At 62.8% G+C, this 22,521-nt stretch carries 20 protein-coding genes; 11 read left to right on the forward strand and 9 right to left on the reverse strand.

The window, feature by feature from the left end; genetic code table 11:
• The gene (locus SJ05684_RS14775; RefSeq protein WP_034853088.1) at positions 1-480 is read right to left on the reverse strand and encodes a VOC family protein; all 480 of its coding nucleotides are present in this window, start codon (positions 478-480) and stop codon (positions 1-3) included.
• Between the two features lie 200 nt (positions 481-680).
• Positions 681-1,115, reverse strand: coding sequence for an Lrp/AsnC family transcriptional regulator (locus SJ05684_RS14780; protein ID WP_034853126.1), 435 nt, complete (start codon positions 1,113-1,115; stop codon positions 681-683).
• A gap of 137 nt (positions 1,116-1,252) precedes the next feature.
• Here SJ05684_RS14780 and rocF point away from each other — a divergent pair, with 137 nt between their 5' ends.
• The 3 genes from rocF to SJ05684_RS14795 all read left to right on the forward strand — a co-directional run bounded on the left by rocF (position 1,253) and on the right by SJ05684_RS14795 (position 5,208).
• Positions 1,253-2,176: an arginase gene (rocF, locus tag SJ05684_RS14785; protein ID WP_034853086.1), complete on the forward strand. Its 924-nt coding sequence runs from the start codon at positions 1,253-1,255 to the stop codon at positions 2,174-2,176.
• 269 nt (positions 2,177-2,445) lie between these two features.
• Positions 2,446-2,925 (forward strand): chemotaxis protein CheW, encoded by a 480-nt coding sequence (locus SJ05684_RS14790; protein ID WP_034853124.1) that lies wholly within the window; start codon positions 2,446-2,448, stop codon positions 2,923-2,925.
• A 522-nt stretch (positions 2,926-3,447) separates the two neighbouring features.
• Positions 3,448-5,208 carry a methyl-accepting chemotaxis protein gene (locus SJ05684_RS14795; protein WP_034853084.1) on the forward strand — a complete coding sequence of 587 codons (1,761 nt, stop codon included), beginning with the start codon at positions 3,448-3,450 and terminating at the stop codon, positions 5,206-5,208.
• A gap of 78 nt (positions 5,209-5,286) precedes the next feature.
• On the opposite strand, the gene SJ05684_RS14800 is transcribed toward SJ05684_RS14795, so the two are convergent.
• From SJ05684_RS14800 to SJ05684_RS14830, 7 genes are all read right to left on the reverse strand, one after another.
• On the reverse strand, positions 5,287-5,541 hold the full coding sequence (locus SJ05684_RS14800) for a formate dehydrogenase subunit delta (RefSeq protein WP_034853082.1): 255 nt from the start codon (positions 5,539-5,541) through the stop codon (positions 5,287-5,289).
• 22 nt (positions 5,542-5,563) lie between these two features.
• Positions 5,564-6,409 carry a formate dehydrogenase accessory sulfurtransferase FdhD gene (gene fdhD, locus SJ05684_RS14805; RefSeq protein ID WP_034853122.1) on the reverse strand — a complete coding sequence of 282 codons (846 nt, stop codon included), beginning with the start codon at positions 6,407-6,409 and terminating at the stop codon, positions 5,564-5,566.
• Between the two features lie 62 nt (positions 6,410-6,471).
• A complete protein-coding gene (gene fdhF, locus SJ05684_RS14810; protein ID WP_034853081.1) occupies positions 6,472-9,351 on the reverse strand; it encodes a formate dehydrogenase subunit alpha in 2,880 nt (959 codons plus the stop codon).
• A gap of 166 nt (positions 9,352-9,517) precedes the next feature.
• On the reverse strand, positions 9,518-11,074 hold the full coding sequence (locus SJ05684_RS14815) for a formate dehydrogenase beta subunit (protein WP_034853080.1): 1,557 nt from the start codon (positions 11,072-11,074) through the stop codon (positions 9,518-9,520).
• On the reverse strand, positions 11,071-11,550 hold the full coding sequence (locus SJ05684_RS14820) for a formate dehydrogenase subunit gamma (RefSeq protein WP_034853079.1): 480 nt from the start codon (positions 11,548-11,550) through the stop codon (positions 11,071-11,073). Before SJ05684_RS14820 ends, SJ05684_RS14815 begins: the two co-directional genes overlap by 4 nt.
• 190 nt (positions 11,551-11,740) lie before the next feature.
• Positions 11,741-12,634, reverse strand: a complete 894-nt coding sequence (locus SJ05684_RS14825) for a LysR family transcriptional regulator (RefSeq protein WP_034853077.1) — start codon at positions 12,632-12,634, stop codon at positions 11,741-11,743.
• Positions 12,635-12,873: 239 nt separating this feature from the next.
• Positions 12,874-13,644: an SDR family NAD(P)-dependent oxidoreductase gene (locus SJ05684_RS14830; RefSeq protein WP_034853076.1), complete on the reverse strand. Its 771-nt coding sequence runs from the start codon at positions 13,642-13,644 to the stop codon at positions 12,874-12,876.
• 177 nt (positions 13,645-13,821) lie between these two features.
• On the opposite strand from SJ05684_RS14830, the gene SJ05684_RS14835 reads away from it, so the two are divergent.
• The 8 genes from SJ05684_RS14835 (at position 13,822) to SJ05684_RS14870 (ending at position 22,428) form a co-directional block, all read left to right on the forward strand.
• Positions 13,822-14,586 carry a DeoR/GlpR family DNA-binding transcription regulator gene (locus tag SJ05684_RS14835; RefSeq protein WP_034853075.1) on the forward strand — a complete coding sequence of 255 codons (765 nt, stop codon included), beginning with the start codon at positions 13,822-13,824 and terminating at the stop codon, positions 14,584-14,586.
• A 133-nt stretch (positions 14,587-14,719) separates the two neighbouring features.
• A complete protein-coding gene (glpD, locus tag SJ05684_RS14840; protein WP_034853074.1) occupies positions 14,720-16,237 on the forward strand; it encodes a glycerol-3-phosphate dehydrogenase in 1,518 nt (505 codons plus the stop codon).
• Positions 16,238-16,332: 95 nt separating this feature from the next.
• Positions 16,333-17,403: an ABC transporter ATP-binding protein gene (locus SJ05684_RS14845; protein ID WP_034853073.1), complete on the forward strand. Its 1,071-nt coding sequence runs from the start codon at positions 16,333-16,335 to the stop codon at positions 17,401-17,403.
• Positions 17,404-17,417: 14 nt separating this feature from the next.
• Positions 17,418-18,488: an ABC transporter ATP-binding protein gene (locus tag SJ05684_RS14850; protein ID WP_095694282.1), complete on the forward strand. Its 1,071-nt coding sequence runs from the start codon at positions 17,418-17,420 to the stop codon at positions 18,486-18,488.
• Between the two features lies 1 nt (position 18,489).
• A complete protein-coding gene (locus SJ05684_RS14855; protein ID WP_034853070.1) occupies positions 18,490-19,356 on the forward strand; it encodes a carbohydrate ABC transporter permease in 867 nt (288 codons plus the stop codon).
• A 22-nt stretch (positions 19,357-19,378) separates the two neighbouring features.
• Positions 19,379-20,203 carry a carbohydrate ABC transporter permease gene (locus tag SJ05684_RS14860; RefSeq protein WP_034853068.1) on the forward strand — a complete coding sequence of 275 codons (825 nt, stop codon included), beginning with the start codon at positions 19,379-19,381 and terminating at the stop codon, positions 20,201-20,203.
• Positions 20,203-20,622, forward strand: a complete 420-nt coding sequence (locus SJ05684_RS14865; protein ID WP_034853066.1) for a DUF2160 domain-containing protein — start codon at positions 20,203-20,205, stop codon at positions 20,620-20,622. Before SJ05684_RS14860 ends, SJ05684_RS14865 begins: the two co-directional genes overlap by 1 nt.
• Positions 20,623-20,703: 81 nt before the next feature.
• Positions 20,704-22,428, forward strand: coding sequence for an ABC transporter substrate-binding protein (locus SJ05684_RS14870; RefSeq protein WP_034853064.1), 1,725 nt, complete (start codon positions 20,704-20,706; stop codon positions 22,426-22,428).
• Positions 22,429-22,521 lie beyond the last annotated feature (93 nt).

The raw sequence follows: 22,521 nt of genomic DNA on the forward strand, positions 1-22,521 counted from the left end.
TTAAGCGGCATTCCGCTCGACGCTGAATGCGTCAACGATCTCGCCCTCGTCGATGGCGGTGAACAGTGCCCAGATATGACCGAACGGATCGATCAGCGCGCCGACGCGATCTCCCGTCGGCAGCGTCTCGGCTCCGTTGCGCAGGCTCGCACCGGCGCCGATCGCGCGTTCGAGCACCCGGTCCACGTTGTCGACATGGAGTTCCAGAATTGCCGCTGTGGTGCCGAGAGCGTGCGGCGAGCGCGGACCGCCAAGCCGCGGTTCCGCATCCCGGCGCGGATTGGCGCCTGCCACCCTGAAAACGGAATCGCCGATGCAGAGATCGGCGCTCGTCAGAATCCCACTCCACTCGTGGCGACGGAGGAGTTCGGCACCGAAGACCTCACGATAAAAGGCGATCGCGCTTTCCACTTCACCGTGCCTGACGAACAGCTTGATACAGATCTGCCGCGCCATCGGGTCCCCACGAAAACTGACCATGACATCCTCCATGGGTCGCGGCCGTCCGGATCGGCTTGACCCAAGACCGTAAGCGCGACTGTTCTGACGGTTGAAACGGAATAGCGGCCGAAGACCGCGTCGTTCCTTGTGCCTCTCTTTGTGCTGAGGCAGCTATAATATACCAGGATTGGAACAAAGCAAGAACAAAAAGCCACCCCGAACGCTGGACCGCCAACGCCTCAAAAGGGCCCGGCCATCTTGCTTGTCTTGAGCAGGATGTTCGATTCCGTGACCGTGATGCCGTCGATCAGCCGGATGCGCCGCAAGGTCTCGTCGAAGCTAGCAAGATCGCGATCCTGGAGTTCGGCAATGAAGTCCCACCGACCATTGGTGCTGTGCAGCGCCCGCACCTGCGGCAGACCGCGCAATTGCTCGGCCACGCGGTCGGCCATCTTGCCGTGCACCTCGATCATGACCACCGCGCGAACGCCGGAAGCGGGGATTTCCGATCCGGTGCGGATGGTGAAGGCGGCGATCGTGCCATTTGCCACCAGCCGTTCTATCCGTGCGGCAATCGTCGCTCGCGAAACGCCGGTCAAGGCGGAAAGCGTCGACACCGGTATTCGCGAATTTTGTCGCAGCGCGCTGATGAGCGTCTGATCGAGATCGTCCATACACATCACTTTGTAAAGCGAGGTTGCCAATCTGTAAAGAATAGCTTTCTGATCGACAGTTTTCCATCTTTTTGCCGTCGTCGCTTTTGAGGATAATCCGCGCGACTCCAGGGAACCGAATAGAGGAAGAGGCGGAGATGAAAACCATCGCATTGATCGGCGCACCCATCGAGGAAGGCTCCGGCCGCCGCGGCGCGGCCATGGGGCCGACGGCGCTCCGGATCGCTGGCATCGATACGGTTCTTGCGGGACTCGGCCACGGGGTTGAGGACGAAGGCGATCTCCGGCCTTCGGCGGCGAGCGATCTCGCCAACCACCCGGGCGCCAACAACCTGCAGATGGTTGCCGCCTTCACCCGTGCGCTCAACGACGCGGTGCGCGACACCGCCCGCAAGGGGCATGTCCCGATAATTCTCGGCGGCGACCATGCGCTCTCGATGGGCAGCGTCTCCGGCATGGCGCGTTATGCCGACGAAGTCGGCCGAGCCCTCTTCGTGCTCTGGCTCGACGCCCATGCCGACTTCAATTCGCCGGCCACCTCTCCCTCGGGTAACATGCATGGCATGCCTGTCGCATTCTTCTGCGGTGAGGCTGAATTCGCTCCTATCCTCCCGAAAGACCGGCCCTTGGTCGATCCGAAGCGGGTCTTCCAGGTGGGCATCCGCTCGGTGGATGCGCGCGAACGCGACGAAATCGCCGAACATGGGGTAAACGTCTATGATATGCGGACCGTCGACGAACTGGGCATGGCTTACATCATGCGCCAGATCCTCGATGAGGTGCGCGCTGCAAACGGCCTCCTGCATGTGAGCCTCGATGTCGATTTCATGGATCCGGAGCTCGCGCCGGGTGTGGGCACCACGGTTCCGGGCGGCGCCACCTTCCGCGAAGCCCATCTGATCATGGAGATGCTCTACGACAGCGACCTCGTCTCCTCGCTTGACCTGGTCGAGCTCAATCCCTTCCTCGACGACCGCGGCAAGAGCGCCCGCATTCTGGTGGAACTTACGGCAAGCCTGTTCGGCCGCCGCGTCCTCGACCGCCCAACCCGCGGCGCCTGAGGGCGGTGCAACGCCGGCCGCGGCGGCCGCAGCCACAGATCCGAACGGATCCCGATTACGGAAAAAGCAAGTCTTAACGATTCCCGCGCTAGAGTAATCTCTGACGCGCAAAGCGGATTACCGCGCATGATGCAGCTTGCGCTTGGCCGAATGCCATCGGCGGACCATGGTTCCCGACCGAACCGGCGCGGCGCGCAGTCGAAGGGAGCCTCACGGATTTGGCGAAGTCGGCGCCGGCGGCGTCGACCGAAAAGTTTGAAGGACCTTCGATGACAGGCACATTGAAAACGGCTGGCTTCGACGGCGAAACGCTGGAAATCATCGCGTTCCGCCTCCACGACCAGGAATTTTGCGTCAAGACGACGACGATCCGCGAGATCCGCGGCTGGGCGCCGTCGACGCCCATTCCGCATTCGCCGCCGGAAGTGATCGGCGTCATGAACCTGCGCGGCACGGTGATCCCGATCATCGACCTTGCCCACAAGCTCGGCATGAAATCGACCGTCGCCAACGAGCGCAGCGCCATCGTCGTCGCGGAAGTCCACAATATGGTAATCGGCCTCGTCGTCGATCGCGTCTCCGACATCCTGACCGTCCAGGGCAGCCAGGTGCAGCCGGTGCCGGAAGTAACCGCCTCCTTCGATAAGAGCTTCGCCGAAGGCATCATCGCCAACGAGACCGGCATGATCTGCTTCCTCAACCTGTCGCGCATGTTCAAGGAGCGCGAGATCGAGGACCTCGCGGCATAGTGCATCGGCCCGAAAATCAGAACCGATTTTCGGAGGAACGCACTGCCGCGAGCCACAGGATGTCGCTGTGGAAAGCAAGATGCGCAGATTCAAGGTCTTGCAGCGCCCTTTGTGCGGCCTGAATCGCCTGAAGGACGCACGGCGCTGTAGTGCCAATGGCAGAAGATGCGCGGTGCTTCGATGCAGGATGAGAAAAAGCCGCCTCGTCATGGCGGCTTTTTTGTGCGGACTGAACCGTGGACGCTGCGTTGTTCGGAGACAACCCTGGCGTTCAATGTACGCCACTGCTATTTTAATGCGTCATTAAGAGTATAGCTCTAATTTAGGTTGTACTCGGATTTGACGTCTCCGAGTTCGATATCTTCCATATGAGCATAACTGCCTCCTCAAGGGCGGCGCAATAGAACAGAAAGCATCCACGAGTCGACCGCTTGGCCTTGGTCCCGCTGAGTTGAGTCGTATCCCGTACTCCGCTGCCAATGACCAGCCTCTTTTTCAAGCAACGGATTTCAGAGGAGAATCATGTTTTCTTTCGCGAAAAGCGCGGATGCGCACCACATCATTGAAGCATTGTCCAAGTCGCAAGCAATCGTTCAGTTCGATCTCGCCGGCAATGTCCTCGGCGCGAACGACAACTTCTGCAAGGCGCTCGGCTACCGCCCGGAGGAAATCACCGGCCGGCACCATCGTTTGTTCTGCGCCCCCGAATACGTCTCGACCGATGAATATCGCGATTTCTGGTTGCGACTTGGCCGCGGCGAGTTCGAGAGCGACACCTTCAGGCGCATTGCCAAGGGGGGCCGGGAGATATGGATCCAGGCGACCTACAACCCGGTCTTCCGCAACGGCAAGCCATGCAAGATCGTGAAATTTGCGACGGACATCACCGCCGCAAAGATGAGGGCCACGGAAGATGCCGGCAAGCTCGATGCCATTTCCCGCTCCCAGGCTGTGATCGAATTTACCCCGACGGGCGAGGTGCTCGCGGCCAATGAAAACTTCTGCAATGCGCTTGGCTACGAACTCACCGAAATCGTCGGTCGGCACCACAGCATGTTCTGCGAGCCCGGTTATGCGGGCACGGCCGAATACGCGGATTTCTGGAAGAGGCTGGCTCAGGGCGAATTCATTGCCAACGAGTTCGTCCGTTACGGGAAGAGAGGCAAGGAGGTCTGGATTCAGGCAGCCTACAACCCCCTTCGCGATCCGAATGGCCGCGTATACAAGGTCGTGAAGTATGCGACCGACGTCACCGAACGGATGGGCGCGATCAACGCACTCGGGGCCGGCTTACGGGCCCTTGCCGAGGGCGATCTGACACTGTCGCTCGATGCACCCTTCGTGCCCAGTATGGAACTGGTGCGCAAGGACTTCAACGAGGCGTTGGCCCGCCTCCGTCGGGCCATGCAGACGGTCGGTGAAAACGCCAGCGGCATCGCAGGCGGAGCGCGCGAGATCCGATCGGCCGCCGACGATCTTTCAAAACGAACCGAACAACAGGCGGCTTCGGTCGAGGAAACGGCGGCGGCACTTGACCAGATCACCACCACCGTCACCGACACGAGCCGCCGAGCGGAGGATGCGGGCAATCTGGTCGCCAAGACCAAGGAGGGCGCGGAACGCTCCGGTCTCGTCGTCAAGAGCGCGATCAACGCGATGGGCCAGATCGAGCAATCCTCCCGCGAGATCAGCAACATCATCAACGTGATCGATTCGATCGCCTTTCAGACCAACCTCCTGGCGCTCAATGCAGGGGTCGAGGCGGCCCGCGCAGGCGAGGCCGGCAAGGGCTTCGCCGTCGTGGCACAGGAGGTGCGCGAACTGGCACAGCGTTCGGCAAACGCGGCGAAGGAAATCAAGACGCTGATCACGACCTCCGGCGAGCATGTGAAGAGCGGCGCTTCGCTGGTCGGCCAGACGGGTACCGAACTGGAAGCAATCATCGCCCAGGTCAATGATATCGATGTCAACGTCTCGGCGATCGTCGAAGCGGCGCGTGAGCAGGCAACAGGTCTGCGGGAGATCAACCAGGCCGTCAATGCCATGGACCAGACGACGCAGCAGAACGCGGCCATGGTGGAGGAAAGCACTGCCGCGAGCCACAGGATGTCGCTGGAGGCTGATGCATTGCACACCCTGCTTCGCCAGTTCCGGATCGGACCGGCTACAGCAGAAGCATACCAGCCGGCCGCACCCCTGCACGCCACCGGCAAGGCGGCGCGCAGCGGGACAAGATCGAACCTTGCCCTCGTTCCGGCCGGCAACCAGTGGGCGGATTTCTGAGCCCTTACGGCACGCCATAAAGTAGGACCGAGGGAGGACGGCGATGGCCGCTCTCCCTCGCGCCGGCATTTTCTGAGATTAAAGGCATGCTGCGGGATCTATGGCCGCTTCCGGCCGCCTGATCTTCGAGGCCGCTTCCAGCACCAGAGGCTTCAGCCCCTCGCCGCCGTGGTCGATATGCTCGAACAGCTTGCGACGCATGCGTGGTTCCCAATATTTGTTGATGTGAGTGGCGACGCCTTGCGCCGCCTCGTTTGCCGGCTGGCTCTGGAAAAACGTGGCGATCTGGTTCGCCATATAGATGAGCTTGGCATTGGTGCTTTCAGTCGACATCGGAAAACTCCGGTTTCCAGAATCAGAGCGGCATGCGGGCGGAAAGCCGAGCGCTACCCCCGTCCCACTCTATGCGTTCGGCGTGGGTGAAGATTTCGAATTCGTCGCCGCGCACGAGCGCGACCAGCGTTATCCCCGCCTCTTCAGCGGTGCGGATCGCAAGAGCCGTCGGGGCGGAAATGGCGATGATCACCGGACTGCCGGTGATCGCCGTCTTCTGGACCATCTCGAGGGAGACGCGCGAGGTGACGACGACGGCGCCTTGGACGCCCTTGAAACCGGCCCGCGCGGCCGCCCCCGTCAGTTTGTCCAAAGCATTGTGTCGACCGACATCCTCGCGGACGGCGATCAATCCGCTTCCCGGCACATAGAATGCCGCGCCATGCACGGCGCGCGTTTCGCTGTGCAGAGGCTGCTTGCCGTCGAGAAGCGCGACGGCCTGTACGACGTCCTCATCGGTGAGTCTTAGCGGCGAAGCCGAAACACTCGGCGTGGAGCGCACGGCCTCCTCGATCGATTCGATACCGCAAAGGCCGCAGCCGACCGGCCCGGCCATGTGGCGGCGGCGCAGCCGCAACGCTTCGTTCACCTCGTCCTTGAGAGTGATCTGCAGATCGATGCCCTTCTCCTCGGCCACGACATCGATTGCGTCGATCTGATCAGGATCGGAGATGATGCCCTCCGTCAGGCTGAAGCCGACGGCGAAATCCTCGAGATCGGCGGGCGTCGCCATCATCACCGCATGCGTGGAACCGCCATAGGTCAGGGCTACCGGCACTTCTTCCGGCACCACGCGCGATTGACCGACCCGCACGCCAACACGCCGCGCGCTCTCGGGAACCGTCTGCGTCGTGCGGAAGCGGGTCATGTCGGCCGCCCTGATCGGGGCGGCCGGAAAGGGGGTAGATTGCTTGTCCGCCATCCCGCCCCCTATTCCGCCGCCTCCAGCTTGCCGGCAATGCGCCGCGACTGGCGGGCCTGCTCGTCATAGTCGCGCTGCCAGTCGGTCGGGCCGTTAGAGGGCGCTACCTGCACCGCCGTCACCTTGTATTCCGGGCAGTTCGTCGCCCAGTCCGAGAAATCGGTGGTAATGACGTTGGCCTGCGTCGTCGGGTGATGGAAGGTGGTGTAGACGACACCTGGCGCGACGCGATCGGTGATCAGCGCCCGAAGCGTCGTTTCGCCCGAACGGCTGGCAAGCTTCACCCAGTCTCCGTCGCGGATGCCGCGCTGTTCGGCATCGTGAGGATGGATCTCCAGCAGGTCTTCGGGATGCCAGGCGACGTTTTCCGTACGCCGCGTCTGTGCGCCCACATTGTAGTGGCTGAGGATTCGGCCCGTCGTCAAAAGCAGCGGGAAGCGCGGGCCGGTCTTCTCGTCGGTCGCCACATATTCCGTGCGGATGAACTTGCCCTTGCCGCGCACGAAGCCGTCGACATGCATGATCGGCGAACCGAGCGGCGCCTTCTCGTTGCAGGGCCACTGCACGGAGCCCATCTTGTCGAGATAATCATAGGAAACCATGGCGAAGGTCGGCGTCGTCGCTGCGATCTCATCCATGATCTCGGACGGATGCCCATAGTTCCAGTCGAGCCCCATCGCCTGGGCGAGCTTCTGCGTCACCTCCCAGTCGGCATAGCCGTTCTTCGGCCGCATCACGCGGCGCACACGGTTGATGCGCCGCTCGGCATTGGTGAAGGTGCCGTCCTTTTCCAGGAAGGTCGAGCCCGGAAGGAAGACATGGGCGTAGTTGGCCGTCTCGTTGAGGAAGAGATCCTGCACGACGACGCATTCCATCGCGGCAAGTCCGGCGGCCACGTGCTTCGTATCCGGGTCGGACTGCAGGATGTCCTCGCCCTGGATGTAGAGGCCCTTGAAGGTGCCGTCGACGGCAGCATCGAGCATGTTGGGGATACGCAGGCCCGGCTCGTTGTTGAGCGTCACGCCCCAGAGCTTCTCGAAGGTCTCGCGCGTGGCGTCGTCCGAGATATGCCGGTAGCCGGGCAGCTCGTGCGGGAAGGAGCCCATGTCGCAGGAGCCCTGCACGTTGTTTTGGCCGCGTAGCGGATTGACGCCGACGCCCGGCCGGCCGATGTTGCCGGTGGCCATCGCGAGGTTGGCGATCGCCATGACAGTGGTCGAGCCCTGGCTGTGCTCGGTGACGCCGAGGCCGTAATAGATCGCGCCGTTGCCGCCGGTGGCATAGAGCCGCGCCGCGCCGCGGACCAGTTCCGCCGGAACGCCGGTATAGGATTCGGTCGCCTCCGGGCTGTGATAGGGCTCGGAAACGAAGGCCGCCCAATCCTCGAATTCCGACCAGTCGCAGCGCTCGCGGATGAAGGCCTCGTTTGCCAGTCCCTCTGTGACGATAACGTGGGCGAGCGCCGTGAGGATGGCGACGTTGGTGCCCGGCTTGATCGGCAGGTGGTAGGCGGCTTCGACATGGGCCGAGCGGACGAGGTCGATCCGCCGCGGATCGATGACGATCAGCTTCGCGCCCTGGCGCAGCCGCTTCTTCAGCCGCGAGGCGAAGACCGGGTGGCCGTCGGTCGGATTGGCGCCGATGATGACGGCGACATCCGTATGTTCGACGCTGTCGAAATTCTGCGTGCCGGCAGAAGTGCCGAAGGTCTGGTTGAGGCCGTAGCCGGTCGGCGAATGGCAGACGCGGGCGCAGGTATCGACATTGTTGTTGCCGAAGCCGGCGCGCACCAGCTTCTGCACCAGATAGGTCTCCTCATTGGTGCAGCGCGACGAGGTGATGCCGCCGACCGAATCGCGGCCATACTGATACTGGATGCGGCGGAACTCGGAAGCGACATGCGCATACGCCTCCTCCCAGGTGACCTCGCGCCAAGGATCGGTGATCTTCTCGCGGATCATCGGATTGAGGATGCGGTCCTTGTGGGTCGAATAGCCATAGGCGAAGCGGCCTTTGACGCAGGAATGGCCGCGATTCGCCTGACCGTCCTTCCACGGCACCATGCGCACCAGCTCCTCGCCGCGCATTTCCGCCTTGAACGAACAGCCGACGCCGCAATAGGCGCAGGTGGTGACGACTGAATGCTCCGGCTGGCCGATTTCGATCACCGATTTTTCAGTCAGCGTCGCCGTCGGGCAGGCCTGCACGCAGGCGCCGCAGGAGACGCATTCGGAGGAGATGAAATCCTCGCTCATGCCGGCGGAGACACGCGAATCGAAGCCGCGGCCGCTAATCGTCAGCGCAAAGGTGCCCTGCACCTCTTCGCAGGCGCGCACGCAGCGCGAGCAGACGATGCATTTCGCCGGATCGAAGGTGAAATAGGGATTGGTTTCGTCCTTCGGCACCCAGTTGACGTTGATATCGCCATTGTTGCGCGCCGTGACGTGATTGGCGCCGTCATAACCGTAGCGCACGTCGCGTAGGCCAACCGCGCCCGCCATGTCCTGCAGTTCGCAATCGCCGTTGGCCGCACAGGTCAGGCAGTCGAGCGGATGATCGGAGATATAGAGCTCCATCACGCCGCGGCGGACATCCTTGAGGCGCTGCGTCTGCGTGGAGACGCTGATGCCTTGTGCCACCGGAGTGGTGCAAGAGGCGGGCATGCCGGCACGCCCTTCGATCTCGACGAGACACAGCCGGCAGGAGCCGAACGCGTCCATCATGTCGGAGGCACAGAGCTTCGGCACTTCTATGCCCGCCTCCATCGCCGCGCGCATGATCGAGGTGCCCTCCGGCACGGTGATCTCGCACCCGTCGATCGTCAGCGTCACCAGCTTTTCGGAGTTAGAAGCAGGAGTGCCGTAGTCGATTTCATGAATGAGGGACATTACTGGGCCTCCTGGGAATTTGCGTTCAGGGCGGTTGATTTACCCCTCGCCCTCGATGCCGGCGCCTGGCCCTCCGGCTGCCGCCACCTTCTCCCCGCGCGAGGGGAGAGGGCTGGTGGTCCTCGGGTTAAACCCGAGGAGAGGGGCAAATCTCGACGCGTAAATGTCATTCCGCCGCCTCCCTCACCGGCGCCGGCTCGAAATCCTCCGGAAAGTGAGTCATGGCACTCACCACCGGATAGGGCGTGAAGCCGCCGAGGGCGCAGAGCGAGCCGAATTTCATCGTGTTGCAGAGATCGGCGAGCAGCTCGCGGTTCTTCTCCGGCTCGATCCCGTCTCTGATCTTGTCCGCAACTTCAACCCCGCGCGTCGAGCCGAGGCGGCAGGGCGTGCACTTGCCACAGCTCTCGACCGCGCAGAATTCCATGGCGAACCGCGCCTGCTTCAGCATGTCGGCCGTATCGTCGAAGACGACGATTCCGGCATGGCCGATGAGGCCGTCCTTCGCCGCGAAGGCCTCGTAGTCGAAAGGCGTGTCGAACAGCGTCCGCGGGAAATAGGCACCGAGCGGACCGCCGACCTGCACGGCCTTGACCGGCCGGCCGCTTGCAGTGCCGCCGGCGATGTCGTCGACGATCTCGCCGAGCGTCAGGCCGAAGCCGATTTCGAACAGTCCGCCATGCTTGACGTTGCCCGCGATCTGGATCGGGATCGTGCCGCGCGAGCGCCCCATGCCGAAATCGCGGTAATAGGCGGCCCCCTGATCGAGGATCACCGGCACCGAGGCGAGCGAGATGACGTTGTTGATCACCGTCGGCTGGTCGAACAGGCCCTTATGGGCGGGAAGCGGCGGCTTGGCGCGCACGAGCCCGCGCTTGCCTTCGAGGCTGTTCAGGAGCGACGTCTCCTCGCCGCAGACATAGGCGCCGGCGCCGGTGCGGACTTCCATGTCGAAGGCGTGGGCGGACCCGAGAACAGAGCGGCCAAGCACGCCGGCGGCCCGCGCAACCTCGATCGCCTGCGTCATCGCCGCGATCGCGTGCGGATACTCGGAGCGCGTATAGATATAGCCCTTGGTGGCGCCCGTCGCGATGCCGGCGATCGCCATGCCTTCAATCAGCACGAAGGGATCGCCTTCCATGATCATCCGGTCTGCAAAAGTGCCGCTGTCACCCTCGTCGGCATTGCAGACGATGTATTTTTGCGGCCCCTGCGCTTCGAGCACCGTCTTCCACTTGATGCCGGTCGGGAAGCCCGCGCCGCCGCGGCCGCGCAGGCCGCTTTCAGTGACCTCGGCGACGATTGCCGCAGGGTCCATCACGACCGCCTTCTCAAGGCCGCGCAAGCCGCCATGGGCGCGATAGTCGTGAAGCGACAGCGGATCCGTAATGCCGCAACGGGCAAAGGTCAGCCGCACCTGGCGCTTGAGGAACGGAATTTCCTCCGTCTTCCCGAGACAGAGCGGGTGCGGGCCGCCGGTGACGAGACCGGCATCGAGGAGTGATGCGACATCGCGCGCCTTCACCGGGCCATAGGCAATACGGCCCTCGGGGGATTCGACCTCGACCAGCGGCTCCAGCCAATGCATGCCGCGCGACCCGTTGCGAACGATCGTCGCATCGAGACCGCGGGCCGCCAGTTCCTCGGCCATCACCGTCGCCACTTTTTCGGCGCCAAGCGCCAGCGCGGCCGCATCGCGAGGAATATAGATCTTGACGGTCATCGGCGTGCCTCCGCGACCAGCGCCTCAAGCGCTGCATCATCGAGCCGGCCATGCACCTCGCCATCGAGCATTGCCGATGGCGAACAGGAACAGAGCCCCAGACAGTAAACGGGTTCGAGTGTCACCCCGCCGTCGGGTGTCGTTTCGTGGAAATCGATGCCAAGCAGGGCCTTCGCCCGGTCGGCCAGCCTGTCCCCGCCCATCGACTGGCACGCTTCGGCGCGACAGAGCTTCAGCACGTGGCGCCCGGCCGGGTGCTCGCGGAAGTCATGATAGAAGGTGACGACGCCGTAGACCTCGGCGCGCGAGAGATTGAGCTCGCGCGCAATCACCGGCAAGGATTCCTGCGGCACATAGCCGAACTCGTCCTGCAGGGCGTGCAGGATCGGGAGCAACGGGCCTTCAAGCCCCTTCAGCTCGTCGATGATCGCCAGCGTTTGCTCGGCCACGTCCGCGCGCGGCAGATGGATATTCACGCCAAGAGCCCTCCCGGCTCACGGCGCGGCGCGCTCCAGACCTTAAGGCCCGATCGCTTTTCCGCACCGAATGTCTCCAACACATTCCGGCAGGGGCCGGAGCCTCATCGGCCCTGCACGTCGGACAAGCTTCGCGCTTATAGCCGAATGGGTCAATAATGCTGTTCCGTTGGGTGATAGAAAAAGCCTATCAAGCTGCGTTGCGCTCGGCAAGGATGCGCGCCTCATGCAGCAGCGCCGACACCAAGGGCGTAAAGGGTTCGCGATAGGTGGCGACCAGTCCGACGGTATGCCGCACATCCGGCTCGACGATCGGAATCATCCGTATGTCCTCGTGAAAACCGAAGGATTTCGCGACGTTATAGGGCATGATGCTCGCCCAGCGGCCGGTGCGGACATGGGAGAAAAGCACGATCATCGAATTGGACTCGAGCGTCGGGCTGGCGACGGCTCCCGCCTCGGCGAAGTGCTGATTGATGATCCGCCGGTTCTGCATGTCGGCAGTCAACAGACAAAGCCGAATGTTGCTAACTTCTTTCCATGTCACGCTTTCGCGATCCGCAAGCGGCGCCCCGGCGGCCGTCACCAGATGATATTGCTCCATCTGCAGCGGCACGCTGGTGACGCGACCGAGCGGCTCGTTTTCCAGGTAAGTCAACCCCGCATCGATCTCGAGATTCTCCAAAAGCGCCAGGATCTGCAGCGACGTCGTCGAGAGAACCGAGAAAGTCACGTCCGGGTGCTTCTCCTGAAAGGGAGCCGTGATCATCGGCACCATTGCAAGGGTCGTCGGGATCGCCGCAAGCCGGATATGCCCGGACAATCCCTTGCGCGCCGCCCGCATCTCCTCGCGCATGGTGCGGGTGTCGCCGACGATCCGTCTCGCCCATTCGAGCACCCGCTGGCCCTCGGGCGTCAGCCCCTGAAAGCGCGAGCCGCGATTGACAAGCATCACGCCGAGCTGATCCTCGAGCTGCCGGATCGCCGCCGACAGCGTCGGCTGCGTCACGCCGCATTCCTCGGCCGCCCGACCGAAGTGCCGCTCGCGGGCGAGCGCGAGAAAGAATTCCAGCTTGTCGATCATGTTTCAGCCCCTCAGGACGAATTCGTGTCGCCCCCTCACTCTAACACTCGCCTGACGCGGAGATTTCGCCCCTCACCCTGGCCCTCTCCCCGCAGGCCGGGAGAGGGATTGAAGCGCCGCAGCCAACCTCCTTATCCCCGCCTGCGGGGAGAAGGTGCCAGCATCCCCGCCTGCGGGGAGAAGGTGCCAGCGGGCGGATGAGGGGCAGAAGCAGCACAGAGTTTCCGGTGGCAGCCGCCCTAGCAGATCAGCTGACCGCCGTTTACTTCCAGCACCTGGCCGGTGATATAGCCCGAAAGCGCATGCGAGGCGAGGAAGAGATAGGCAGGCGCGCAATCGTCGGCTGTCCCGAGCCGCCCGAGCGGAATCGATTTCCGTGTCGCCTCCAGCTTTTCCGGCGTGGAATAGCGCTGATGGAAATCGGTGGCGATCGTGCCGGGCGAAACGCAATTGACCCGGATTCCTTCCGGCGCCAGTTCGCGCGCCAGCGCCTTCGAATAGGTGGCGACGAAGGCCTTGGTGGCAGAATAGATCGACGAACCGGCACTGCCACCCGTGCGCGCAGAGATCGACACGGTGTTGACGATCGCCGGATGCGGACCCTTGCGCAACAGCGGCAGCATGGTGCGCGTCATCTCGACGACCGAGGTCTGGTTGAGCTGAAGGATGGTGCGGTATTCCTTGTCGGTGAGTTCCGCGGCCGGGAAGCGACCGACCATCGTGCCGGCATTGTTGACAAGCACATCGAGACTGTCGAAGCGGCTCCGCACCTCGTCCGCAAGACCATCCACGCTGCCGGCTTCGAGAAAATCCGCCTCATGGAGAAAGGCCCTGCCCTCGCTCGTCGCGAGATCGAGGAAATCGGGACGGTCGCGGGGCATCGCCCGCCCCATGTGAACGACCACTCTTGCGCCGCAATCGAGGAACTGCCGTGCAACCTCGAGACCGATGCCGCGCCCGCCACCGGTCACCACCACATTCATGCCCCTGAATAAGGCCGGATGATACATTGTCTCGCATCCCTTCCCATAGCAGGCGAGGCTGGCGCATCGCGTGACGGATTGCAACGGCTACATCGGTGCCCATGTCGAGCGAAAGTGGACTCTGCGCAATTGCGCCGATTCTGAAATTGCGCAGTTTTCGTTTTTGCATATTATGAAAGCAAACGAAAACAGAGGGAGCGAAACATGTATCTCACCGGAAGGCAGGAGGAAATCCTTGCGCTCGCCAAGACCGAAGGCCGGGTGCTCGTCGAGGAACTCGCCCAGCGCTTTTCGGTGACGCCGCAGACGATCCGCAAGGATCTGAACGACCTCTGCGACGCACGCGTCCTCAATCGCATTCATGGCGGCGCCATCTTCCCGAGCGGCAAGGAGAACGTGAAATACGATGCCCGGCGCCAGATTGCCGCTGCGGAGAAGCAGGCGATCGGCCGCGCGGCAGCGGCCCTGATCCCCGATAGCGCCTCGCTCTTCATTAATATCGGCACCACCACGGAGGCGGTCGGCGAGGCGCTGCTCGACCACAAGGAACTGATGGTCATCACCAATAACATCAATGTTGCAAACCGGTTGCGGATATATCCGTCGATCGAGGTGGTGATCGCCGGCGGCGTCGTGCGCGGTTCGGACGGCGGTATCGTCGGCGAGGCGGCCGTCGATTTCATCCGGCAGTTCAAGGTGGATTTCGCCGTGATCGGCGCCTCGGCAATCGACAACGATGGCGCGCTTCTCGATTTCGATTATCGCGAAGTGAAGGTGGCGCAGGCGATCATCGCCAATGCACGGCACGTTATCCTGGTCTCGGACTCGACCAAATTCGAACGCACCGCACCGGTTAGAATCGGCCATATCTCCCAAGTCAAGACCTTCATCACCGACCGCTGTTTCCTTGAAAATGTTCGAAAAATTTGCGCCGAACAAGGTGTGAGACTGATCGAGACCGAGGCGTGAGCGCACACAGTTTCGCTTCCGCGAAGATTTCGCTGAACATTCGTTTGACATTCGAAATATTTTCGTTTTAACTACCATCACTTTCGCATCAGCACTCACTTTGTGCATCGCGAAAAGCGGAGGGGCAATCGCAGTGTCAGACCAGAAAGTCTTCGACGTCTTTGTCATAGGCGGCGGCATCAACGGATGCGGCATCGCGCGTGATGCGGCCGGCCGGGGCTATTCCGTCGCGCTGGCCGAGATGAACGATTTCGCCTCCGGCACCTCGTCCGGCTCCACCAAGCTCATCCATGGGGGCCTGCGCTATCTCGAATATTACGAGTTCCGCCTTGTGCGCGAGGCGCTGATGGAGCGCGAAGTGCTTTGGGCCATGGCGCCGCATGTCATCTGGCCGATGCGATTCGTGCTGCCCTACCATAAGGGCGGACCGCGCCCGGCCTGGCTGATACGGCTGGGGCTGTTTCTCTATGACCATATCGGCGGCCGCAAGCTGCTGCCGGCAACGAGCACGCTGGACATGACCCGCGATCCCGCCGGCGAGCCGTTGAAGCGCCTCTTCACCAAGGCTTTCGAATATTCCGACGGCTGGGTGGACGACGCCCGCCTCGTGGTGCTCAACGCGCGTGACGCTGCCGACCGCGGCGCACGCATCATGGCGCGCACCCGCGTCGTCTCGGCCCGCCGCGAGGGAGGCGTCTGGGCTATCGAGGTCGAAAACGCAGTGACCGGCACCCGCGAAACGCTCCGCGCCCGCATGCTCGTCAATGCCACCGGCCCCTGGGTGGACCGGGTGCTTAGCGACGCGCTGCACAAGAAGGACGTGCACAATGTCCGCCTCGTCCAGGGTAGCCATATCGTCGTGAAGAAGAAGTTTGACGACCCGCGCGCCTATTTCTTCCAGAATCCGGACGGGCGCATCATGTTCGCCATCCCTTACCAGGGCGATTTCACCCTGATCGGAACGACCGACCGGGACTTCGGCGGCAATCCGGCGGAAGCGCGTATCAGCGATGCGGAGATCGACTATCTCTGCAAGGCTGCGAGCGAGTACTTCGCCGGCCCGGTGACCCGCGACGACATCGTCTGGAGCTATTCGGCCGTGCGCCCGCTCTATGATGACGGCGCGAGCAAGGCACAGGAAGCAACCCGCGACTATGTGCTGCGGCTCGAGGGCGAGCCCGGAGCGACCCCGCTTCTCAACGTTTTCGGCGGCAAGCTCACGACCTATCGGCGGCTTGCCGAATCCGCGCTCGACAAGATCGGCGAGGCGATCGGCGTCAGGGGCGGGAAATGGACCGCCTCGTCGCACCTGCCGGGCGGCGACTTCCCTCCGACCGCCTACGAGGCGGAGGTGGAGAAGCTGAAACGACGCTACCCTTTTCTCACCGCGTCGCACGCTCGCCGGCTTGTCCGGCTTTATGGGACTTTCGCGGCGCGGCTCCTCGGCAAAGCGGCAAGCAGGGCCGACCTCGGCAAGCACTTCGGCGGCGATCTTTACGCGGTCGAGGTCGACTGGCTGATCGAACGGGAATGGGCGCGGCGCGCGGAGGACGTGCTGTGGCGCCGCACGAAGCTGGGATTGCAGCTCTCGCGGGCTGAAGCCGCGGAACTGGAGGATTACATGCGCGGCGCCGTCAACGCCGCCGCCTAGAGGAGAGTGGCGGGACGAAGCCCACAACTGCTTCCCCCATCCCGCCGATCCCGCAATTGAACTGCCGATGGCTGGGTGGAACACCGGAGAATTCAATGCTTGAAATGAAGAACATATCCAAGGTCGTGGGCGGGGAGACGCATATCTACCCGACCAACCTTGCCTTGGAGAGGGGGTCGCTCAACGTGCTGCTCGGCCCGACGCTTTCCGGCAAGACCTCGCTGATGCGGCTGATGGCCGGTCTCGACAAGCCCGCCTCCGGTTCGCTCCATTTCGACGGCGCCGATGTCACCGGCCTGCCCGTGCAGAAGCGCTCGGTGGCAATGGTCTATCAGCAATTCATCAACTATCCGGCGATGACGGTCTACGACAACATTGCCTCGCCCATGCGGATCAAGGGCCTCGACAACGCCACCATCGACCGGGACGTGCGCAAGGCAGCCGAGCTCTTGAAGCTCACCCCCTATCTCGACCGCACGCCCCTCAACCTTTCCGGCGGCCAGCAGCAGCGCACAGCGCTTGCCCGCGCCATCGTCAAGAATGCGGATCTGGTGCTGCTCGACGAGCCGCTTGCCAATCTCGACTACAAGCTGCGCGAGGAGCTGCGGGAGGAATTGCCGAAGATCTTTGCCGCGTCCGGCGCAATCTTCGTCTATGCCACGACGGAGCCGTCGGAGGCGCTGCTGCTCGGCGGCAATACCGCCACCCTCAGCAAGGGCCGCATCACGCAGTTCGGCCGCACCATCGACGTCTATCGCCGCCCGGCCGACATAGTCACCGCCCGGACCTTCGCCGATCCGCCGCTGAACACGATCGACCTTGTCAAATCGGGGTTGCATTTCACGCTGGACGGTAAGCCGGTGCTTTCCGTTCCGCAGCATCTGGCGGCCGTTGCGGACGGGCCCTGCACGGTGGCTTTTCAGCCGCACCACATTTCCTTCAGGCGGCAGAACGGCAGCGGGGATTCGCTCACCGTCAAGACGGCGATATCGGAGATCGCCGGATCGGAGAGTTTCATTCACGTCGGCTTTGCCGATGCTCGCTGGGTGATGTTGGCGCCGGGCGTCCACGATATCGAACCGGATGCGGACCTCGAGGTCTTCGTCGACACCCGCCATCTGATGGCCTTCGGGCCGGACGGCCGGGCGACCGGCGGCAGGGCCTGAGCGGGGAGGGGACCATGGCACGTATCAATCTCGAGCATATCCGTCACGCCTACGGAGCCAAGCCGAAATCGGAAGCCGACTATGCGCTGAAGGAAGTCCATCACGAATGGAACGACGGCGGCGCCTACGCGCTGCTCGGTCCTTCGGGCTGCGGCAAGACGACGCTGCTCAACATCATTTCCGGGCTCATCAACCCGTCGGAGGGCCGCATCCTTTTCGACGGCACAGATGTGACGCATCTCGCGACCCAGCACCGCAACATCGCGCAGGTGTTCCAGTTCCCGGTCATCTACGACACGATGACGGTCTACGACAATCTCGCCTTCCCGCTGCGCAACCGCCATGTGCCGGAGGCGGAGGTCGATCGCCGGGTCAAGGAGATCATCGAGATGATCGGCCTTGGCGGCTGGGCGAAGAAGACCGCGCGGGGGCTGACGGCCGATCAGAAGCAGAAAATCTCGCTCGGCCGGGGCCTCGTGCGCTCCGACGTCAGCGCCATTCTCTTCGACGAGCCGCTGACCGTCATCGATCCCGAAATGAAATGGGTGCTGCGCTCGCAGATCAAGCGGCTGCACAAACGCTTCGGCTTCACCATGGTCTACGTCACGCACGACCAGACCGAAGCGCTGACCTTCGCCGACAAGGTCGTTGTCATGTATGACGGACAGATCGTCCAGATCGGTACGCCGGCCGAGCTCTTCGAACGGCCGAGCCACACCTTCGTCGGCTATTTCATCGGCTCGCCGGGCATGAACGTGCTGCCGGCCCAGATCGATGGAGCCACGGCGGCGGTCGGCGGCGAAAGCATCGCCCTCGGCTTCCAGCCGAGGATCAAGGCCGGCGCCACCACCGAACTCGGCATCCGCCCGGAATTCATTTCGCTCGGCCGCGAAGGCATGCCCGTCGCGATCACCAAGGTCGAGGACATCGGCCGTCACAAGGTCGTGCGCGCCCACTTCGCCGACCGGCCGATCTCGATCATCGTCGACGAGGACGGCGAGATCCCCGCCGAGCCGCGCGTCACCTTCGATCAGAAGGCGATCAATATCTATGCCGATTCCTGGCGCGTCGGCGAGGAGGCCTGACATGGAAAAGACCTGGAACAACAAGGCCTGGTTCATGGTCCTGCCGGTGCTGGTGCTCGTCGCCTTTTCGGCGGTGATCCCGCTGATGACCGTGGTCAACTATTCCGTGCAGGATACATTCGGCAACAACGAGTTCTTCTGGGCTGGCACCGACTGGTTCCAGGACGTGCTCGAATCCGGCCGCTTCTGGGACGCCCTCACCCGCAACCTCATATTCTCGGCGATCATCCTTGCGATCGAAATCCCGCTTGGTATCGTCATAGCGCTCAACATGCCGAAAAAGGGCATCGGCGTGCCGATCTGCCTTGTCTTGATGGCGCTGCCGCTGCTCATTCCGTGGAACGTCGTCGGCACCATCTGGCAGGTCTTCGGCCGCGTCGATATCGGCCTGCTCGGACGCACGCTCGCCTCGCTCGGCATCAATTACAACTATGTGCAGAACCCGGTCGATGCCTGGGTGACGCTGATCGTCATGGATGTCTGGCACTGGACGAGCCTCGTCGTGCTGCTCTGCTATGCCGGCCTCGTCTCGATCCCGGACGCCTATTACCAGGCCGCCAAGATCGACGGCGCATCACGCTGGTCCGTGTTCCGCTATATCCAGCTTCCGAAGATGAAGCGGGTGCTTTTGATCGCCTTCCTGCTGCGCTTCATGGATAGCTTCATGATCTATACGGAACCCTTCGTCGTCACCGGCGGCGGTCCCGGCAACTCGACGACCTTCTTGTCGATCGATCTCGTCAAAATGGCGATCGGCCAGTTCGACCTCGGCCCGGCCGCGGCCCTTTCGATCATCTACTTCCTCATCATCCTGCTGCTCTCGTGGATCTTCTACACGGTGATGACCACGAGCGACGCAAAGGGCTGAGCGAAGGAGGGAGGAGAAAACCATGATCACTACCAAGCAACCGCTGTCGCAGCGCCTCTCCTGGCTGGTGCCGACGCTCTACATCGTCTTCCTGCTGCTGCCGATCTACTGGCTCGTCAATATGAGCTTCAAAGAAACGAGCGAGATCCTGAGCACGTTCTCGCTTTGGCCGCAGAACCCCACGCTCCGCAACTACACGGTGATCTTCACCGACCCATCCTGGTACAACGGTTACATCAACTCGATCACATATGTGGTCCTGAACACCATCATCTCGGTGTCCGTGGCACTACCGGCGGCCTATGCCTTCTCGCGCTATCGTTTCCTCGGCGACAAGCACCTGTTCTTCTGGCTCTTGACCAACCGGATGGCGCCGCCCGCGGTTTTCGCCCTGCCCTTCTTCCAGCTCTATTCCGCCTTCGGCCTGATCGACACCCACATCGCGGTCGCGATCGCGCACTGCCTGTTCAACGTGCCGCTCGCCGTCTGGATCCTGGAAGGCTTCATGTCCGGCGTGCCGAAGGAGATCGACGAGACCGCCTATATCGACGGCTATTCCTTCCCGCGCTTCTTCGCGAAGATCTTCGTGCCGCTGATCGCCTCGGGCATCGGGGTCGCCGCCTTCTTCTGCTTCATGTTCTCGTGGGTCGAACTCCTGATCGCCCGTACGCTGACGACGACCGACGCCAAGCCGATCGCCGCGACGATGACGCGCACGGTCTCGGCCTCCGGCCTCGACTGGGGCGTGCTCGCCGCCGCCGGCGTGCTGACGATCATTCCCGGCGCGCTCGTGATCTATTTCGTCCGCAACTACATCGCCAAGGGCTTTGCCCTGGGGAGGGTCTGATGGCAACCATCGCCACTCGCAAGAACCGCTGGCCCGTCGCACTCGTCGCCGTGCTCGTCATCTATATCGTCGCCGCGGGCCTGCTGCTTTCCGCTCTGCCGGTCAAGGACGGCGAGCGCGACTGGTTCGCCCCACTGATCCCCGGCGGCTGGATGGCCTGGTCCTTCCCGACCGCCATGTTCTTTCTGACGATCTTCGCGCTGCTGTCGCTGATGGCTGTTTGGGAATATGCCCGGCCCGGCGGAAACCCACGCGTCGGCATCCTGCGCTTCGAAACGACGCGCGGCGACCGTCTCTTCGTGTCGCTCCTCGGAAGCGCATTCATTCACCTCGCCTGGCTGGGGCTGATCGGCGCAAATCTCTGGTGGGCGATTGCCCTCTCGGTGATCTACGCCATCGGCGTGTTCCGCTACGTCTGAGGCACCGGAATGAAGGGTAGGCCTCGGGGCGCCCTTCGAAACTGCAAGGCAACGCAATCGCAAAACCCAAGGGAGGACTTAATGCGAAGGCACCTTTTGACAACGACGGCAGCCATGCTGCTGGCCATTACCGGCTCGGCCTTTGCCGGCATGGATGAGGCAAAGCAGTTCCTGGACAAGGAGGTCGGCGACCTCTCTTCGCTCGACCGCGGCGCCCAGGAAGCGGAAATGCAATGGTTCGTCGATGCGGCGAAACCCTTCGCCGGCATGGAGATCAAGGTCGTCTCCGAAACGATCACCACCCATGAATACGAATCGAAAGTGCTGGCGCCGGCCTTCACCGCGATCACCGGCATCAAGATCACCCACGACTTGATCGGCGAAGGCGACGTCGTCGAGAAGTTGCAGACGCAGATGCAATCCGGCGAAAACGTCTACGACGCCTATATCAACGACTCCGACCTGATCGGCACCCATTGGCGTTACCAGCAGGCCCGTAACCTCACCGACTGGATGGAAAACGAAGGCAAGGACGTCACCAACCCCAACCTCGACGTCGACGATTTCATCGGCAAGTCCTTCACCACCGCTCCGGACGGCAAGCTCTACCAACTTCCCGACCAGCAGTTCGCCAACCTCTATTGGTTCCGCTACGACTGGTTCAGCGATCCGAAGATTCAGGAAGAGTTCAAGGCCAAGTACGGCTACGACCTCGGCGTGCCGGTCAACTGGTCGGCCTATGAGGATATCGCCGAGTTCTTCAACGGCCGCGAGATCGACGGCAAGAAGGTCTATGGCCATATGGACTATGGCAAGAAGGACCCGTCGCTCGGCTGGCGATTCACCGACGCCTGGCTGTCGATGGCCGGCAATGGCGACAAGGGCATCCCGAACGGCCGCCCGGTCGACGAGTGGGGCATCAAGGTCGACGAGAACTCCAGGCCCGTCGGCTCCTGCGTCGCCCGCGGCGGCGACACCAACGGCCCGGCCGCAGTCTACTCGATCGACAAGTACCTGACCTGGCTCAAGAACTACGCGCCGCCGGAAGCCCAGGGCATGACCTTCTCCGAAGCCGGCCCGGTTCCGGCCCAGGGTGCGATCGCCCAGCAGATGTTCTGGTACACGGCCTTTACCGCCGATATGGTCAAGGACGGCCTGCCCGTAGTCAATGCCGACGGCACGCCGAAGTGGCGCATGGCGCCCTCCCCGCACGGCGTCTACTGGAAGGACGGCATGAAGCTCGGCTATCAGGACGCCGGCTCCTGGACGCTGCTGAAGTCCACGCCGGAAGATCGCGCCAAGGCCGCTTGGCTCTATGCCCAGTTCGTGACGTCCAAGACCGTCGACGTGAAGAAGAGCCATGTCGGCCTCACCTTCATCCGCCAGTCGACGCTCGACCATCCAAGCTTCACCGAGCGCGCTCCGAAGCTCGGCGGCCTGATCGAGTTCTATCGCTCGCCGGCCCGCGTGCAGTGGACCCCGACCGGCACCAACGTGCCTGACTATCCGAAGCTGGCGCAGCTGTGGTGGCAGGCGATCGGTGATGCCTCTTCCGGCGCCAAGTCCGCGCAGGAAGCGATGGACTCGCTTTGCGCCGAGCAGGAGAAGGTGCTGCAGCGCCTGGAACGCGCCGGCATCCAGGGTGATATCGGACCGAAGCTCGCCGAAGAGCACGATCTCGAATATTGGAACGCGGAAGCCGTCAAGGCCGGCAATCTCGCTCCGCAGCTGAAGATCGAGAACGAGAAGGAAAAGCCGATCACCGTCAATTACGACGAGCTGGTCAAGAGCTGGCAGACCAACTAAGCCACGACAAAGGCGCCGCCCGGGCTCTGGGGCGGCGCCAGAGAAGCGGAGATGCGGCGCCGGGGCTGGAAACAGCCCCGGTTTTCGTCGTTG

Origin of the sequence: Sinorhizobium sojae CCBAU 05684 (genome assembly GCF_002288525.1) — a bacterium.
In the GTDB taxonomy this organism is placed as follows: domain Bacteria; phylum Pseudomonadota; class Alphaproteobacteria; order Rhizobiales; family Rhizobiaceae; genus Sinorhizobium; species Sinorhizobium sojae.